Source organism: Neisseria sp. Marseille-Q2251 (assembly GCF_940793045.1).
Taxonomy (GTDB): domain Bacteria; phylum Pseudomonadota; class Gammaproteobacteria; order Burkholderiales; family Neisseriaceae; genus Neisseria.
In genome coordinates this window covers 24,610-40,958 of sequence record NZ_CALNWV010000019.1, presented here as the reverse complement: position 1 = coordinate 40,958, position 16,349 = coordinate 24,610, and the positions used below count along the sequence as shown (strand labels likewise).

The following is a 16,349-nucleotide window of genomic DNA, read 5'->3' as shown; positions in this document are numbered from 1 at the left end:
TCGGCAGCAACGGCGGCAACGTCAACACCGCACCGCCGTCAGTCGAAGCAGACGGCAAAGCAGGCTTGGGTAATATCAAAAACATTACCCTGGTGGACAACAGCACCAATCCGAACGTGACCAACGTCACGAACGAGACCAAGATTGCCCAGTCCAACGGTTACAGCCTCGTGACCTACAACGTCGAAGACCAAGGCATGTACGTGACCAACAACGTCATCGAAGCCGTAGGCCGTATGAACGAACAAGGTATCAAGTTCTTCCATACCAACGACGGCGAAGTGAACCCCGACGTACAGGCACGCAACGGCGAAGACTCCAGCGCGAGCGGCGCATACGCCACGGCGGTCGGCTACCAGGCCGCTTCCAAAGGCACCAACGCCATCGCCATCGGTAAAGGCGCCAAAGCCAACGCCGAGAACACCATCGCCATCGGTACCGGCAACATCGTCAGCGGCAAAAACTCCGGCGCCATCGGTGACCCGACTGTAGTAAGCGGCAACAGTTCTTACTCCATCGGTAACAACAACAACGTATCCGCCGACAACGCCTACGCACTGGGCAGCAACATCAAAGCCACGGTTAAAGACTCCGTCTACCTCGGCGACCGCGCCCAAACCCAAGGCATCCGCACGGCTGATGCGGCCAAAGGCGAAGCCTACACCTACGGCGGCTTGAACGACAAAGCCGTGGCAGGCAAAGCAGGTTCGGCTGCCGCAGCGAACAAAGTCGCAGGCGTCGTGACCGTCGGCAACGGTACGGACGAGACCCGTCAGGTACAAGGTGTGGCGGCAGGTGTGGTATCGGCGGATTCGACCGATGCGATCAACGGCAGCCAGTTGTATTACACCAATCAGGCGATTGCCAACGTAGCGACACAAGCGACGGCGGCGAAAACCGAAGTTACCGCAGGTAAGAACGTCGTCGTTAACCAAATGACCGGCAACAGCGGTCAGACCGTGTACAACGTTGCTACTACCGATAAACTCGACGTAACCAGCGTGACCGCAGGCGGCGTAACCGTTAACGCGCAAGGTGTCAGCATTGCTGCTCCGACCGCTAACAATCCGGCGAATACCGTCAGCCTCAGCCCGATTGGTCTGAACAACGGCGGACAACGCATCACCAACGTTGCTCCAGCGAAAGAAGGTACCGATGCGGTCAACCTGAACCAGCTTGCCGGCGTGGGTAACGCCCTGCAAAACAACATCGAACGCGTCGGCAAAAAAGCCTACGCAGGTGTAGCGGGTGCGATTGCACAAGGCTCGATTCCGCAAGTAACCCGTCCGGGTGCGACCGGTATCGGCGTGGGTAGCGGCTACTACGGTGGTCAATCCGCCATGGCAATCGGCGTGTCTGCGATGAGCGACGGCGGTAACTGGGTTGTTAAAGGCAACTTCTCTGCCAACACAGACGGCCACGTCGGTGTCGGAGCAGGTGCGTTGTACCAGTGGTAAGCTAACGGCTCTTAGCTGAAGCAAAGGTCGTCTGAAATCCAAAACAGGGTTTCAGACGACCTTATATATTGCGCTCCATCAGGGGCGCATATTTTTAATTCTTTTTATATGAACGAAGGGAGTGTGAAGAAAGCAATTGCGAATAGAGCGGATTCGTATATTGTGGATATAAGACGGCGGGCATCAAGCAAAACTAAAAACTATTTGCAGAAGGGCGGTAGCGTTATGGAGAAAGTTGGGCAAGGGTAAACCGAAGTGGAAATATCTGTGCCAGAAATGGCAGCTCATGGCTTGGCTTGTTTGTATTTGAATCCACGACAGTCCAGCATATCTGCTGTTTGCCGTCTTATATAGTGGATTAACTTTAAATCAGGACAAGGCGACGAAGCCGCAGACAGTACAGATAGTACGGAACCGATTCACTTGGTGCTTCAGCACCTTAGAGAATCGTTCTCTTTGAGCTAAGGCGAGGCAACGCCGTACTGGTTTATAGTTAATCCACTATATTTGCTTGACTGTTTTCTCTATTCTTGATTTGCATCGTTGTAAAAAAGGTCGTCTGAAACCGAATACATTGGTTTCAGACAACCTTTCATTTTGGTGTCGTGTTTAAGCAGATTGTTCTTTTTTATCTCCGTTCCAAGGCGCAACTTTAAACAGCAGCAACATACCCGGAATCCCCAACATAAAACACAGCCAGAAGAAATTGACATAGCCCATCTTTTCAATCAGAAAACCTGCTGACGCATTCATAAACGTACGCGGTACGGCGGATAGGCTGGACAGTAGCGCAAACTGTGTGGCTGTAAATGCAGTATTGGTTTGTTGCGCCATGTACGACACAAATGCCACGGTACCCAAGCCCACGCCCACTGCCTCGGCAGCAATGACGACTGCCAGCATGGTTCGTTCTGATGCGCCCACATGCTCGAAATGCCCGAAACTTGCTAGCCATGCAAAACCTAAAATCGTGACCCATTGCACCAAGCCGAACAGCCACAATGCACGGTTCACCCCCAACTTAGTTACCCAAATACCGCCGATAATCCCGAAAATTACCGCCGGCCACAGTCCCGCGTTTTTCGCAATCAGGCCCATGTCAGTTGGTGAGAAGCCCATATCGATATAAAACGGGTTTGCCAGCGCAGTTGCCATACTGTCACCCAGTTTATACAGCACGATAAAAGCCAAAATAATCAACGCCTGTTTAACGCTTTGACGGGTAAAGAAATCACGGAAAGGCTCGATAACGGTATCTTTCAAGCCTTTTGCACCGATGGGTTGTTGTGCCGGTTCTCGCGCGACAAATAAAGTAGCCAATAAACCCGGAATCATGAATAGAGCGGTAATGACGAATACAGATGACCAAGGCATCCTATCGGCTAAAATCAGACTTAATGAAGCTGGAATCAGCGAGGAAATACGATAGGCATTCACATACAGCGAGTTACCTAAAACCAACTCTTCATCGGACAACACTTCGCGACGGAAAGCATCAATCACAATATCCTGACTGGCAGAAAAAAATGCTACTACCAAAGACAGCCCCAAAATAATCGACAAATGTTCTTGTGGGCGGACAAACGCATAGGCAGCCAAAAGCAGCAAAAGCGCGATCTGCATCACCAACATCCAACCGCGTCGCAAACCTAAAAACGGCAGGCGTACAGAGTCCAGAAGCGGAGACCAGATAAATTTCCAAGTGTAGGGAAAACCAATCAGAGCAAACAGCCCGATGGTTTTCAAATTAACCTCGTTGAGGCGCAGCCACGCAGGAATCAGGCTATATAGGAAATAAAGCGGCAGCCCCGATGTGAAGCCCGTAAAAATACAAATCAGCATATTGCGCGAAAAAATCCGCTGCATCGTGCTTGGTTGGGAATCAGTCATAATGAATGAGCAGTACAAAAAGAAAGGCACATTGTAACAAATCCTGAGAAGCAGGGCGGTATTGCCTACTGTAAGGGTTTAAAAACAAATGAGAGGGCATGAAGTGCCGCAATGTGTGTCAAAGAGCTGCTTGGTATCTGGATGGGGTCGTCTGAAAATTTAGATTCCGTCAGTAAGAGACAAGCGGCAATATAGTGCCGACTATTCATTTATAGTGGATTAACTTTAAACCAGTACGGCGTTGCCTCGCCTTGCCGTACTATCTGTACTGTCTGCGGCTTCGTCGCCTTGTCCTGATTTAAATTTAATCCACTATATTTATTCAATTGCCGATTGTTTCCACTATCGTTGCCAGAGTTGCATAGAAAAGTTAATATCCGTTAAATTATGGCAATCGCCGTCATACATAACAACCTACAAAGGAGCAAACTATGAACTTTCTGACTGCCGTCAGCCGACAAATGACCCGATTCACCGCCCTGATTATCGTCCTTGCCTCTATCGTCGCCTTTATCGAACCCGCTACCTTTTCATGGGTGAAAGGCGACACTCAAGTCGTCGTACTCGGCATCATCATGCTCGGTATGGGCATGACTTTGGGCAAAGAAGACTATCAAATTTTGGCTAAACGTCCGCTCGATATTTTCATCGGTGCAGTCGCCCAATACACCATCATGCCGCTGCTCGCCATCGGTATTGCCAAAGCCTTCAACCTCTCGCCCGGATTGACGCTGGGTCTGGTTTTGGTCGGTACTTGCCCTGGCGGTGTTTCGTCCAACATCATGAGTTTCCTTGCCAAAGGCGATGTTGCCTTCTCAGTCGGCATGACCACCGTCTCCACCGTCCTTGCGCCCGTTATGACCCCGCTGTGGATGACTTACCTTGTCGGACAAACCGTCGAAATGGACGGCTGGGGCATGTTCAAGTTTATGTTGCTCGTTACCCTGTTGCCCGTTGTTATTGGCTCTGCCGCCAATATTTTGCTGCACAAAAAACACTGGTTTGAAGATGTTCGCGCCATCATGCCCGCCGTCGCCGTGGTTGCATTTGCCTGTATCGTTGGCGGTGTTGCCGCCGTTCATGGCCACCGCTTCGCCGAATCGGCCCTCGTTATGGTCCTTGCCATTGCCGCCCACAATATCGGCGGCTATATCCTCGGCTATTACAGCGGCGCACTGGTTGGTATGAACACAGCCAAAAAACGTACCCTCGCCATTGAAGTCGGCGTACAAAACGCCGGTCTCGCCACCGGTCTGAGTGCCAAATTCTTCCCGGGTAACGCCGAATCCGCCGTTGCCACCGCCGTCGCCTGCGTCTGGCACTCCGTATCGGGAACCGTCTTGGGCAATTTGTTCGCTTGGTGGGATAAGCGCAAGCAATAATCTGCGGTATTCGGTTGCAAACCTTACACAATAATCAAAAGGTCGTCTGAAAAACATTTTTCAGACGACCTTTTTGTATCATGCGGATGAAAACGGCTTTAGCTTTAGCTGTTTTTCAATCCCAAGACGTCCTGCATATCGTATAAACCCGTTTTGCCGTTGACCCAAATTGCGGCGCGGACGGCGCCGGCGGCGAAGGTCATGCGACTGCTGGCTTTGTGGGTGATTTCGACGCGTTCGCCGTCGGTGGCGAAGAGGGCGGTGTGGTCGCCGACGATGTCGCCTGCACGGACGGTTGCAAAGCCGATGGTGGACGGATCGCGCGGGCCGGTGTGGCCTTCGCGGCCGTAAACGGCGCATTGTTTGAGGTCGCGGCCGAGTGCGTCGGCGATGACTTCGCCCATGCGCAGGGCGGTACCGCTGGGGGCGTCGACTTTGTGGCGGTGGTGGCCTTCGATGATTTCGATGTCGTAGCCTTCATTGAGGACGCGGGCGACGGTGTCAAGAATGTGGAAGGTAAGGTTGACGCCGATGCTGAAGTTGGCAGCGAAGACAACGCCTGTTTTTTCGCCTGCGGCTTGGATGGCGGCTTTGCCTGCGTCGTCGAAACCGGTGGTGCCGATGATGATGTTGACGCCTTTTTCAACACATTTTTGCAGGTGTTTCAGGGTCGGCTCGGGGCGGGTGAAGTCGATGAGTACGTCGCTTTGGGCGAGGACGGCATCAACGTCGTCTGAAATGGTGATGCCGGTTTTGATGCCGGAGGCGAAACCTGCGTCCAAGCCTAAGACTTCAGAGTCGGAGTGTTCGAGTGCGCCGGAGAGGACGGTGTCGGGATGGTTGTTGACGGCTTCAACCAGTACGCGCCCCATGCGGCCGTTGACGCCGGCGATGGCGATTTTTAATGCGCTCATGCGTTTTCCTTGTGATTATTGTGCGGTTTGGGCTGCTCTTTGTTCGGCTTGCAGGGTTTCGATGGATTTTTGGATGGCATCGCCTTCCGCGCGGACAAGGACGTCGTTTTCAAAATAAACGGTGAGGTTGCTGCGGTCTTTGATGATGCCGTTGCGGCTGGTATTGAAGGTGTAGTCCCAGCGGTCGGCATGGAATGCGTCGCGCAGCAGCGGGGTGCCGAGCAGGAGTTGGACTTGGTCGCGGCTCATGCCTGCTTGGAGGGAGACGACGGCGCGGGGATCAAGTTCGTTGCCTTGGATGACTTTGAGTTTGTAAGAGGGGAACAGGGAAACGCGTTCGGCGCTGCATGCGGAAAGTCCGATGAGGGCGGCGAGGGCAAGACAGAGGGTTTTGTTCACAGATATGCCTTTCTGTTCGAATTCGGGTGGAAGGGTATCATTGCTTGAATATTTCGAAAAAGCAAACGATAATCATCTCTTTGATTATAATTTCAGCCAACTATCGTTTGTATGCAAATAGGACTTGTGGTTTTATTGCAAACCGCTATGGTGTAATGGGCTGAAATTGCGTATTATAACGTCTATTACTTTACAGGGATATTGAATATTATGGAAAAATTCAGCAATATTGCGCAATTGAAAGACAGCGGTTTGAAGGTTACCGGTCCGCGTTTGAAAATCTTGGATTTGTTTGAGTCTCATGCTGAAGAGCATTTGAGTGCTGAAGATGTGTACCGTATTTTGCTGGAAGAGGGTGTGGAAATCGGCGTAGCGACGATTTACCGCGTATTGACCCAGTTCGAGCAGGCAGGCATTTTGCAGCGCCACCATTTTGAAACCGGCAAGGCGGTTTACGAATTGGACAAAGGCGACCACCACGACCATATCGTCTGTGTGAAATGCGGCGAGGTAACGGAATTCCACAATCCCGAAATTGAAGCCTTGCAAGACAAAATCGCGGAAGAAAACGGCTACCGCATCGTTGACCATGCGCTTTATATGTACGGCGTGTGCGGCGAATGCCAAGCGAAGAGCAAACGCTGATTCCCGTTTTAAAAGATGTTTGATGTTCAGGCGACCTCGGATGAGAATTTGGGGTCGTCTGAAATTTTTTGCGGAACATGAATAGCGTACTACTGAGAACTAGAAAATATTTTAGGATTTCCGATGAGTATCCCCTTGCTTTACCCTAATGATTATACTTTTCCCGATCCGTTTTACGCGCTGGAAGAATGCGACGGCGTGGTCGGTATCAGCCGCGATTTGGATACGGGACGGCTGCTGTCGGCGTATCGGCAGGGGATTTTCCCGTGGTTCAGCGAAGACGGCTGGTTTTTTTGGCATACCATAGATCCGCGCGCCGTCATCGTGCCTGAAAATCTGCATATCGGGCGTTCGTTGGCGAAAACCTTGCGCAACAAACCCTATCGGGTAACGGTCAACCAATGTTTCGAAACCGTCATTGCGCATTGCGCCGCCTTTCCGCGCCCCGGTCAGGACGGCACATGGATTGTTCCCGAATTCCAAGCCGCTTATACCGAGCTGCACCGCTTGGGGCACGCGCATTCGTTTGAATGTTTCTATCCCAATGAAACAGGTCGTCTGAAACTGGCGGGCGGCTTTTACGGCGTACAAATCGGACGGGTGTTTTACGGAGAATCCATGTTCGCCCTTGAGTCGGATGCCTCCAAAGTCGCCTTCGCGCGCGCCGTCCCGTTTCTTGCTAAGTTGGGCATCGAGTTGATTGACTGTCAGCAAGATACCCTGCATATGCATCGTTTCGGTTCGGAACCGATACCGTTCGCCGAATTTCAGACGACCTTGCAACGCTTGAACGCTTTGCCTTTGAAGGAAGAACTGGGTGCACGGATAGTAGGTGGAACGTTGGAATAGCGGCAAGATATATAGTGGATTAACTTTAAACCGGTACGGCGTTGCCTCGCCTTAGCTCAAAGAGAACGATTCTCTAAGGTGCTGAAGCACCAAGTGAATCGGTTCCGTACTATCTGTACTGTCTGCGGCTTCGTCGCCTTGTCCTGATTTAAATTTAATCCACTATAGAATCGGCTTCGAGCCAGAAGCGAATAGCAAAAGGTCGTCTGAAAACTCAAAAATGAAGTTTTCAGACGACCTTTTTTAAAGATTACGCCTTACAAAGCAAATTCAGCCACGACCGGCGCATGGTCGCTGGGACGTTCTTGCGCGCGCGCGTCCAAATCGACATAAACGTCTTTCAACACGGCAGACAGGGCGGGGCTGATGAGCTGATGGTCGATGCGCAGTCCGAGTTTGCGTTGAAACATTGCGCCGCGATAGTCAAACCAAGTGTAAAACGCGCCTTCGGGGTGGATTTGGCGTAGGCTGTCGGTCAAGCCTAAATCCAGCAGATTTTTGAACCACTGTCTCTCGATGGATGAGCAGTGGATTTTTTCATGCCATTTTTCGGGGTCGTAGCAGTCGGCATCGGCAGGCGCGATATTGAAGTCGCCGAGCAAGACCAGTTTTTCGTGGCGCGTCATTTCGTCGCGGACAAATTCGGTCAAAGCGGCAAACCATTGTTCTTTATATTGGAATTTTGGGCTGTCGAGGGCTTCGCCGTTGACGCAATAGACATTGATGACGCGCACGCCGTTGACGGTTGCAGCGATGACGCGGCGTTGCGGGTCGTCGGGCAGAGTGGGTAGACCGACGTGCACGTCTTGCGGTTCGCTGCGGCTGATGATGGCGACGCCGTTGTAGGTTTTTTGTCCGCTCCAAACGCTGTGCCAGCCCATCATTTGCAGGGCGGCGGCGGGAAATTTGTCTTGGTCTAGCTTGAGTTCTTGCAAAACAAGGACATCGGGCTGATGGTCAGCAAGCCAGTTTTGCACCTGCGGCAGGCGCACGTTGAGGGAATTGACGTTCCAAGTGGTGATTTTCATGCGGATTCCGTGTGTGAGGGTCGTCTGAAAAGCATTTCGGGCTTATCGGGCAGAATAAGGACAAAACAAAAGCGGTTCATGAAAACCGCTTTGTTGGGTAAACGGGACGCTATTGTATCATCAGGGGATTTCGGCGGCTGCCGGTTTTGAAACAAAAATCCGTTTGAGAAAACAAGGCTCAACAGCCTTTAGGCGGCTTTACGGTTTTCCAAATTGCGCAACGTATCGAGGATGACGGCGGCTTCTTCGGATACCAGCCGGTATTCGATGATGCGGTGGTAGCGGGTGAAATCGATCAGACCTTCGGAACGCAGGCGCGCGAGATGGTTGGAAACGGCGGTCGCAGGCTGTCCGAGCGCTTCGGATAATTCGGCGATGCTGCGTTCGCTGTCCATCAGCATGAACAAAATGGTCATGCGGTCGGGGTTGGCGATGAGTTTGAGAAGGGAAGAGAGACGTTTGGTTTCCATAGTGAGGCTTTCTTTATCAGTAAGATTGGTTTTTAGGGGCTGAAACGGTAGGGCAAAATGAGTTTGATTCTTTTTGCGTTTATCCGTAAATTCAACCGTTTATATCGGGTAAGTATAAAGCAAGCAGCGTGAAAAAGGAGTATGTCCGTTAAAATTTATCGTAAATAATTGTTGTTTCGCCGTCTTTTGAGACAGTAACCGAATCGGGTAAATATGTTTTTGGAATGTGGATAAAGGTTCTTATTTTATTTTTGTGTTTATAAAAACTAAAGAAACTATTTCTATACAAAGTGTTATCGGCGGTGTCGTATTTGGGAACTGTGTTGGGAGGTTGGAAATATTATTGGGGTCGTCTGAAAACAGAGGCAGGGAAGGGCTGTCGGGGAGTGTGATATTTTGCCGACACTTAAAGAGGTGTGGCGGATTGATGTCACAGATTATTTTTGTAGCGGGATTGGGTTTTTGGAGATTTGCGCGTCGGTTTCGGATTAATTTATGATGAATGCTTGAGATTGAATAATCAGGAGATTTTTTGGATTTGGAAAGTGAAGGGATGGAAACGGTCAGGCAATGTCAGTCTGAAGAATGACTGATTCAAAAAATGATAAGCGGTGTAAATTTTATACAAATGGTATTTTTTATTGTAAATAATATAAATTGCGTTATAATCATAAAAAATTACATTAGCATTATAAATAAGCTAATACATTATAAAAAATAACATTTTTGCCGTCTGTATGGGGTATGGGGAGTGCTGTTCATGCAGGAGCGGCAGTATTTGCGGGAAAATATCATTTATGGATACCGACTTTCTGTCTTCGGGCGGTCTTGTGCTGACGGGCTGTGCAGCGGCATTTGTGCTGGCAACCTGCCTGTCTAAAAATACGCCTGTCAAACAATTTATCAGCCGTTTCGCCGTCAATGTCCGTGCGGATTGCAGCTTGGACGAATCTGTCTATCATGAGTTTCGCGGCTTGGATATTTATCGGGACGGGCAGCATGAACAGATTGATTATGTTTATGTGTCCTGTTTCGGGATTTTCGTGGTTGCCACGCCGAATTATCAGGGCAGGATTTGGGGCGACGACGGCAATGGGATGTGGACGCAGAAGTTTCACAAAAGCAAGACGCTGTTCCCGAACCCTTTGTTGAAAAACCAGCAATACATTCGGATTTTGTCCGAGAAGCTCCACCTGCCGACGCGGGCGTTTTCTTCGGTGGTGGTTTTTCCGGGTAATTGCCAATTTCAAACCATGATGCCGGACAACGTTACGGAAGACTCTGATTTTGCGGAATATATTTCACAATATACAGAAGTCGTGCTGATGCCCGAAGAAGTCAAGCAAATCAGGGAAGTGCTGGAAGGCTATGAATTTGATTTGGTTTTCAACCGGCAGAGGTTTGAATCGCATGTATGAACAGGGTGGGGCGGTTTGGACAGATTGGGCATAATCGGTTTTTATGTATTGCAGATTGCCCACTTTATAAACCTTCCCAAAAAAAACGTCGTCTGAATCGTTTTCAGACGACGTTTTTCTTCAGATGTTTTTAAGGTTCCGAACGCCCCAAAACCATCGCGTCCCCGTAGCTGAAAAAACGGTATTCATGTTCGACCGCATGGCGGTATACCGAGCGGATGTGTTCCATGCCCGAAAACGCGCTGACGAGCATCAGAAGCGTGGATTTGGGCAGGTGGAAATTGGTAATCAGGCGGTCGATGACGCGGAAGCGGTAGCCCGGCGTAATGAAAATATCGGTGTCGCCCTGTCCGGCTTTCAGACGGCCTGTCTCGCGCGCGGCGGATTCGAGGGCGCGCATGGAAGTGGTGCCGACTGCCCAAACTTTGTTTCTGCGCGCATGGGCGGCTTCAATGGCGGCGACGGTTTCGGGCGGTACGTCAAACCATTCGCTGTGCATTTTGTGTTCTTCGATTTTGTCCACGCGCACGGGTTGGAACGTTCCCGCGCCGACGTGCAGGGTGACTTCCGCCGTTTCCACGCCTTTGGCTTTCAGACGACCTAAAAGCTCGTCTGTAAAATGCAAACCTGCCGTCGGCGCCGCGACCGCGCCCTGATGTTTGGCATAGACGGTTTGATAGCGCGTGTCGTCATCTGCGCCGGCAGCGCGTTCGATATAGGGCGGCAGCGGCAAATGGCCGTTTTGCTCCAGCAGCTCGTAAACGGTTTGTTCGCCTTCAAAGCGCAGGCAAAACAGTTCGTCCGCACGCTCAACCATGACGGCACAAATATCGCCTTCAAAAATCAGCTTCGTGCCGGGCTTGGGCGATTTGGACGAGCGGATGTGCGCCAGCGCGGTGTGGTTGTCCAAAATGCGCTCTATCAAGGCTTCGATTTTGCCGCCGCTCTCTTTTTGTCCGAACAGCCGCGCTTTCATGACTTTGGTGTTGTTGAACACTAAAACGTCGCCCGCCTCAATATAATCAGGCAAATCGCCGAACACGCGGTCTTGCAGCGGCATATCGGGCAGCGCGACCAAAAGACGGCTGCTGCCGCGCACTTCGGGCGGATGCTGGGCAATTAATCGGTCGGGCAGGGTAAAATCGAAATCGGAAATGTCCATAATCTTATTTTGATGCTTACAAATTTTGTCAGGCGGTCATTATACGCACTTTGGCTTTTTTCAGACGACCTTTTCCCTTCATAAACCAACAAATTAGAATAAACACTCGTTGAAAAAATACGCATTCGGACGAATTTTCCGAATCTGCCCGTTTTGTTCAAAAACCGCCTTTTTTCGAGATTTTGCTAGACATTTGTCGGCAAGTTCGGGAAAATAGTCAAATTCATTTACGGGGTTTCTGCTCCTGCGAATGCCCTTTATGCAACCCAATACCGTCCGGCTTGCGCCGTTGCCGCAGGCCGGTTGTTTTCTGAAATATCACGCAACAAACACGGCCGCTTCACGACATTTGGGCCGTATCGTAAAGGAACGAAAATGGATTTGCGCAAATTAAAAAAACTGATTGATTTAGTAGAAGAATCAGGTATCGCCGAAATCGAAGTGACCGAAGGCGAGGAAAAAGTCCGCATCACCCGCGCCACCGCCGCTCCGGCTCCCGTTTATGCAGCACCCGCCCAAGTTGCGGTGCCTGCCCCTGCACCCGCCGCCGCGCCTGCCGCAGCAGCAGCCCCCGCTCCCGCAGCCCCAGCCGCCCGCGACCTGTCCAACGCGCAAAAATCGCCTATGGTCGGTACGTTCTACCGCGCGCCCGGCCCGAATGCCGCCTCCTTCGTCGAAGTCGGTCAGCAAGTCAAAGCCGGCGATACGCTGTGTATCATCGAAGCGATGAAGTTGATGAACGAAATCGAAGCCGAGAAATCCGGTACGGTTAAAGAAATTCTGGTGGAAAACGGTACGCCTGTGGAGTTTGGCGAGCCGCTCTTCATCATCGAATAATCCGTTTTCAGACGACCTTCCGGATTGCGGAGAGGTCGTCTGAAATGCTTTCCAACTCAGGATTTCCACCATGCGCCTGCTGTTAGCCACTTCCTGTCCTTCGCCGTATTCTTCACCATCGGCCGTCCGATTGCGGGCATCATCTGTCTGATTCTCCAATTCACCTTAATCGGCTGGATTCCTGCCGCCATGTGGGCGGTGTACGCGTTGAGCCAATACAAGACCGATGAAAAAATCCGCAATGCGTTGGGCAAAAGGTAACAAACAGGTCGTCTGAAACCACAGGAAAGGTCATCATGCTGAAAAAAGTATTAATCGCCAACCGAGGCGAAATCGCGCTGCGCGTCCTGCGTGCCTGCCGCGAAATGGGCATCGCCACCGTCGCCGTGCATTCCGAAGCCGACAAAGACAGTCTGCACGTCAAACTTGCCGACGAATCCGTGTGCATCGGCCCTGCCGCTTCCGCACAAAGCTATCTCAATATTCCCGCCATCATTGCCGCAGCAGAAGTTACTGGCGCGGATGCCATCCACCCGGGCTACGGCTTTCTTGCCGAAAACGCCAATTTTGCCGAACAGGTCGAACAATCCGGTTTCATCTTCATCGGCCCCAAAGCCGAAACCATCCGCCTGATGGGCGACAAAGTTTCCGCCAAACACGCGATGATTGAAGCGGGCGTGCCTTGCGTTCCCGGTTCGGACGGCGCCCTGTCCGACGATCCCGCCGAAATCCTCAAAACCGCCGATAAAGTCGGTTATCCCGTGATTATCAAAGCATCGGGCGGCGGCGGCGGACGCGGTATGCGCGTGGTCGAGAAAAAAGAAGACCTCATCAAATCCGTCGAAATGACCAAAGCCGAAGCAGGTGCGGCGTTCGGCAATCCGATGGTCTATATGGAGCGCTACCTGCAACGCCCTCGCCACGTCGAAATTCAAGTGCTTGCCGACGAACACGGCAACGCCATCTACCTTGCCGAGCGCGATTGCTCCATGCAGCGCCGCCACCAAAAAGTCATCGAAGAAGCACCCGCTCCCTTCATCGACGAAAAAGCCCGCGAAAAAATCGGCAAAGCCTGTACCGACGCCTGCAAACGCATCGGCTATCGTGGCGCAGGTACGTTTGAATTCCTGTATGAAAACGGCGAGTTTTTCTTTATCGAAATGAACACCCGCGTCCAAGTCGAACACCCCGTTACCGAGCTGATTACCGGCGTGGACATCGTACAGGAACAAATCCGCATTGCCGGCGGCCTGCCTTTGCAATACAAGCAAAAAGACATCCACATCGAAGGCCATGCTTTCGAGTGCCGCATCAATGCCGAAGACCCGTACAACTTCATCCCCAGCCCCGGCCTGATTGAAAGCTGCCACCTGCCCGGCGGCTTCGGCATCCGCGTGGACAGCCACATTTACCAAGGCTACCGCATCCCGCCGTACTACGACAGCCTGATCGGCAAAGTCTGCGTCATCGGTAAAACCCGCGAGCAGGCAATGGCAAAAATGCGCGTCGCCCTCGCCGAACTTGCCGTAACCGGCATCAAAACCAATACACCGCTGCACCGCGATTTGTTCAGCGACCCCGGTTTTGAAAAAGGCGGCGTCAGCATCCACTATCTGGAACACTGGCTGGAAGAACGCAAAGCCAAACAGGACAAATAAAACCGTCCCGCTTGGATAGTTGAAGGTCGTCTGAAAAACCGCATGGCTTTCAGACGACCTTTTTTCAGACAGATTGCAACCTGACTTCGGGGGTACAGCCGCGATTGCTGGCAAACCTAGAATATGATTGAGTCAACCTATGTGCCGCCATTTCAGCGCAAGAAAAAATCCGTGTTCAGGTAGAAAAACGATTCAATCCAAAGCAAGCAGCACACTGTTACGCCTATAGTCAAAACATACCGCAAACAACCAAAATCACTTATTTGCCCACCATTTCCTAATTTCAGACGACCCCACCGAGAAAGCCCACCATGTCTTATCAACAAATCACCATCAACGTCAACGACGCCGTCGCCGAACGCCTCGCCGACGCCCTGATGGAACACGGCGCACTCTCCGCCGCCATCGAAGATGCCTACGCAGGCACCGAAAACGAACAAGCCATCTTCGGCGAACCTGGCATGCCGACCGAACAAATCTGGCAGCAAAGCAAAGTCATCGCCTTGTTCGGCGAAAACGACGATGCCGCAGCCATGATTCAAACCGCCAGCCAAGAATGCGGACTGAAAGACTTGGCATACACCAGCGAAATCCTCGCCGACCAAGACTGGGTGCGCCTGACCCAAGCCCAGTTCGACCCCATCCAAATCTCCGAACGCCTGTGGATTACCCCCTCTTGGCACGAAGCGCCCAACGGCAACGCCGTCAACCTCCAGCTCGACCCCGGCCTTGCCTTCGGCACCGGCAGCCACCCGACCACACGCCTCTGCCTCAAGTGGCTGGACACACAGCTCAAAGGTGGCGAAAACGTCCTCGACTACGGCTGCGGCTCCGGCATCCTGACCATCGCCGCCCTCAAGCTCGGCGCAGGTTCTGCCGTCGGCGTCGATATTGACGAACAGGCGATCCGCGCCAGCAAAGACAACGCCGCACAAAACAACGTCGATGCACAGTTCTACCTGCCCGACGGTTTACCGCAAGGACAATTCGACATCGTCGTTGCCAACATCCTCGCCAACCCCCTGCGCATGCTCGGCGAAATGCTCGCCGCCCGCACCAAACAAGGCGGACGCATCGTGTTGTCCGGTCTGCTGGACGAACAAGTCGAAGAACTCAGCGGCATTTACCGCCAATGGTTCGACATCGAACCCGCCGAAATCGACGAAGGCTGGGCAAGGCTCAGCGGCGTCAAACGCTGATAGCGATACGCTCAAACAAAAGGTCGTCTGAAAACCGATTCAGGTTTCAGACGACCTTTTTCATGCCAATCCTGCATTAATAATTGGTCGAGCAGAACTGTTCACGCTTGTCCGCATCGGCGGCATAACACGTCAAGCCCATGCCCGCCGCGTTGCTGTTGCTTGCCTTCGCTCCCGGCTTTTTGTTCACCAAAACCTTGCCGTTTTTCCCGATTTCGACGGCTACGCCTTTACCGTTTTTCAGCTTCCATTTCAACACCTGCGCATCGGCATTCTGACACTTGTTGACCGTACAGCCGCCTTCAGCCGCGACATTACCGTTTTTATAAATCACACACTGCTGCTGGCTGTCGGTACAAGCCGAATAGGCAGCAACAGAAAAACAGGAAATCAGCGCGGCAAACAAAACAGGTTTCATGGTTTGGACTCCTTGGATGGTGATGATGAGTTTGCAATATCTCAAACTATACGCCTGTTTATATCGGCAAGCCATCGGTTATGACGACTGGTTGCAATTGCATTGTCATTAAAGCATAATGTCATAATCGATACTGTTGTATGATAAAAGGAATAATAAATGAAGAAGTTGTTTTTGGCTGCCCTTGTTTCCGTTACATTGGCAGGCTGTTTCGGTAATAATTTCAGCTGGACCAACGCCCGGCAAATCAGGCAGGGCATGAGTGAAAGAGAAGTGATTGCATTGATGGGCAAACCGACCAGAATCCAACCCTCTCCGATAGGGCTGGTCTATATATGGGGACACCTCAATGCCGTCACCGGCTCCGTTAAGACGACATCAGTCATCGTCAATGATGCGTTGTGGCTGCCGATCCTATCATTCTGGGTGATCACAGCCTACCGCTCAATATTTATTGATGGTTTAAAAATAACGATATGAACCGCCTGTTTGGGGCGGTTTTTGCATTTTCAGGTCGTCTGAATTGGCGTTTCTCTTTGGCAGAAGGGTTTGAACTTTGGGCATGTTCATCAAATGAATAGGTGAATTCGATTTAAAAAAGAGCCGCAAATCATTTTGCAGCT

The 16,349-nt window shown here is 51.5% G+C and carries 16 protein-coding genes and 1 pseudogene; 10 read left to right on the top strand and 7 right to left on the bottom strand.

Going from position 1 to position 16,349, the window contains the following annotated elements; all coding sequences use genetic code 11:
* On the top strand, positions 1-1,457 hold a 1,457-nt coding region (locus AAG834_RS08010), incomplete at its 5' end, for a YadA family autotransporter adhesin (protein WP_342031813.1).
* 609 nt (positions 1,458-2,066) lie between these two features.
* On the opposite strand, the gene AAG834_RS08005 is transcribed toward AAG834_RS08010, so the two are convergent.
* On the bottom strand, positions 2,067-3,323 hold the full coding sequence (locus tag AAG834_RS08005) for an AmpG family muropeptide MFS transporter (protein ID WP_342031816.1): 1,257 nt from the start codon (positions 3,321-3,323) through the stop codon (positions 2,067-2,069).
* A 455-nt stretch (positions 3,324-3,778) separates the two neighbouring features.
* On the opposite strand from AAG834_RS08005, the gene AAG834_RS07995 reads away from it, so the two are divergent.
* Complete coding sequence (locus tag AAG834_RS07995; RefSeq protein ID WP_342031812.1) at positions 3,779-4,729, top strand: bile acid:sodium symporter family protein; 951 nt, start codon at positions 3,779-3,781, stop codon at positions 4,727-4,729.
* A gap of 104 nt (positions 4,730-4,833) precedes the next feature.
* Here AAG834_RS07995 and dapB read toward each other — a convergent pair whose 3' ends face one another.
* Together dapB and AAG834_RS07985 are read right to left on the bottom strand one after the other, a co-directional pair.
* A complete protein-coding gene (gene dapB, locus AAG834_RS07990) occupies positions 4,834-5,643 on the bottom strand; it encodes a 4-hydroxy-tetrahydrodipicolinate reductase (RefSeq protein WP_342031811.1) in 810 nt (269 codons plus the stop codon).
* A gap of 15 nt (positions 5,644-5,658) precedes the next feature.
* Positions 5,659-6,042 (bottom strand): outer membrane protein assembly factor BamE, encoded by a 384-nt coding sequence (locus tag AAG834_RS07985; protein ID WP_016686935.1) that lies wholly within the window; start codon positions 6,040-6,042, stop codon positions 5,659-5,661.
* A gap of 210 nt (positions 6,043-6,252) precedes the next feature.
* Here AAG834_RS07985 and fur point away from each other — a divergent pair, with 210 nt between their 5' ends.
* Together fur and aat are read left to right on the top strand one after the other, a co-directional pair.
* Complete coding sequence (gene fur / locus AAG834_RS07980; RefSeq protein ID WP_003742777.1) at positions 6,253-6,687, top strand: ferric iron uptake transcriptional regulator; 435 nt, start codon at positions 6,253-6,255, stop codon at positions 6,685-6,687.
* 123 nt (positions 6,688-6,810) lie between these two features.
* Positions 6,811-7,536 carry a leucyl/phenylalanyl-tRNA--protein transferase gene (aat, locus tag AAG834_RS07975; RefSeq protein WP_342031810.1) on the top strand — a complete coding sequence of 242 codons (726 nt, stop codon included), beginning with the start codon at positions 6,811-6,813 and terminating at the stop codon, positions 7,534-7,536.
* A 257-nt stretch (positions 7,537-7,793) separates the two neighbouring features.
* Here the strand turns inward: aat and xth are convergent, their stop codons facing one another.
* Both xth and AAG834_RS07965 read right to left on the bottom strand, forming a co-directional pair.
* Positions 7,794-8,564 (bottom strand): exodeoxyribonuclease III, encoded by a 771-nt coding sequence (xth, locus tag AAG834_RS07970; RefSeq protein ID WP_342031809.1) that lies wholly within the window; start codon positions 8,562-8,564, stop codon positions 7,794-7,796.
* Positions 8,565-8,752: 188 nt separating this feature from the next.
* A complete protein-coding gene (locus tag AAG834_RS07965) occupies positions 8,753-9,034 on the bottom strand; it encodes an ArsR/SmtB family transcription factor (RefSeq protein ID WP_003766347.1) in 282 nt (93 codons plus the stop codon).
* Positions 9,035-9,831: 797 nt separating this feature from the next.
* Between AAG834_RS07965 and AAG834_RS07960 the strand changes: the two genes are divergently transcribed.
* Complete coding sequence (locus tag AAG834_RS07960) at positions 9,832-10,452, top strand: nuclease-related domain-containing protein (protein WP_003780289.1); 621 nt, start codon at positions 9,832-9,834, stop codon at positions 10,450-10,452.
* Positions 10,453-10,582: 130 nt separating this feature from the next.
* Here the strand turns inward: AAG834_RS07960 and queA are convergent, their stop codons facing one another.
* Complete coding sequence (queA, locus tag AAG834_RS07955) at positions 10,583-11,614, bottom strand: tRNA preQ1(34) S-adenosylmethionine ribosyltransferase-isomerase QueA (protein WP_342031808.1); 1,032 nt, start codon at positions 11,612-11,614, stop codon at positions 10,583-10,585.
* Positions 11,615-11,989: 375 nt separating this feature from the next.
* On the opposite strand from queA, the gene accB reads away from it, so the two are divergent.
* From accB to prmA, 4 genes and pseudogenes are all read left to right on the top strand, one after another.
* Positions 11,990-12,451 carry an acetyl-CoA carboxylase biotin carboxyl carrier protein gene (gene accB, locus AAG834_RS07950; protein WP_003766308.1) on the top strand — a complete coding sequence of 154 codons (462 nt, stop codon included), beginning with the start codon at positions 11,990-11,992 and terminating at the stop codon, positions 12,449-12,451.
* Positions 12,452-12,521: 70 nt separating this feature from the next.
* Positions 12,522-12,712: pseudogene (locus AAG834_RS07945) on the top strand (YqaE/Pmp3 family membrane protein).
* Between the two features lie 35 nt (positions 12,713-12,747).
* On the top strand, positions 12,748-14,109 hold the full coding sequence (gene accC, locus AAG834_RS07940; RefSeq protein WP_003757186.1) for an acetyl-CoA carboxylase biotin carboxylase subunit: 1,362 nt from the start codon (positions 12,748-12,750) through the stop codon (positions 14,107-14,109).
* 311 nt (positions 14,110-14,420) lie between these two features.
* On the top strand, positions 14,421-15,308 hold the full coding sequence (gene prmA, locus AAG834_RS07935; RefSeq protein ID WP_070514205.1) for a 50S ribosomal protein L11 methyltransferase: 888 nt from the start codon (positions 14,421-14,423) through the stop codon (positions 15,306-15,308).
* Positions 15,309-15,384: 76 nt separating this feature from the next.
* Here the strand turns inward: prmA and AAG834_RS07930 are convergent, their stop codons facing one another.
* Positions 15,385-15,726, bottom strand: a complete 342-nt coding sequence (locus AAG834_RS07930) for a hypothetical protein (RefSeq protein WP_342031815.1) — start codon at positions 15,724-15,726, stop codon at positions 15,385-15,387.
* 159 nt (positions 15,727-15,885) lie between these two features.
* Between AAG834_RS07930 and AAG834_RS07925 the strand changes: the two genes are divergently transcribed.
* On the top strand, positions 15,886-16,206 hold the full coding sequence (locus AAG834_RS07925) for a hypothetical protein (RefSeq protein WP_342031807.1): 321 nt from the start codon (positions 15,886-15,888) through the stop codon (positions 16,204-16,206).
* The last annotated feature ends 143 nt before the right edge of the window (positions 16,207-16,349 follow it).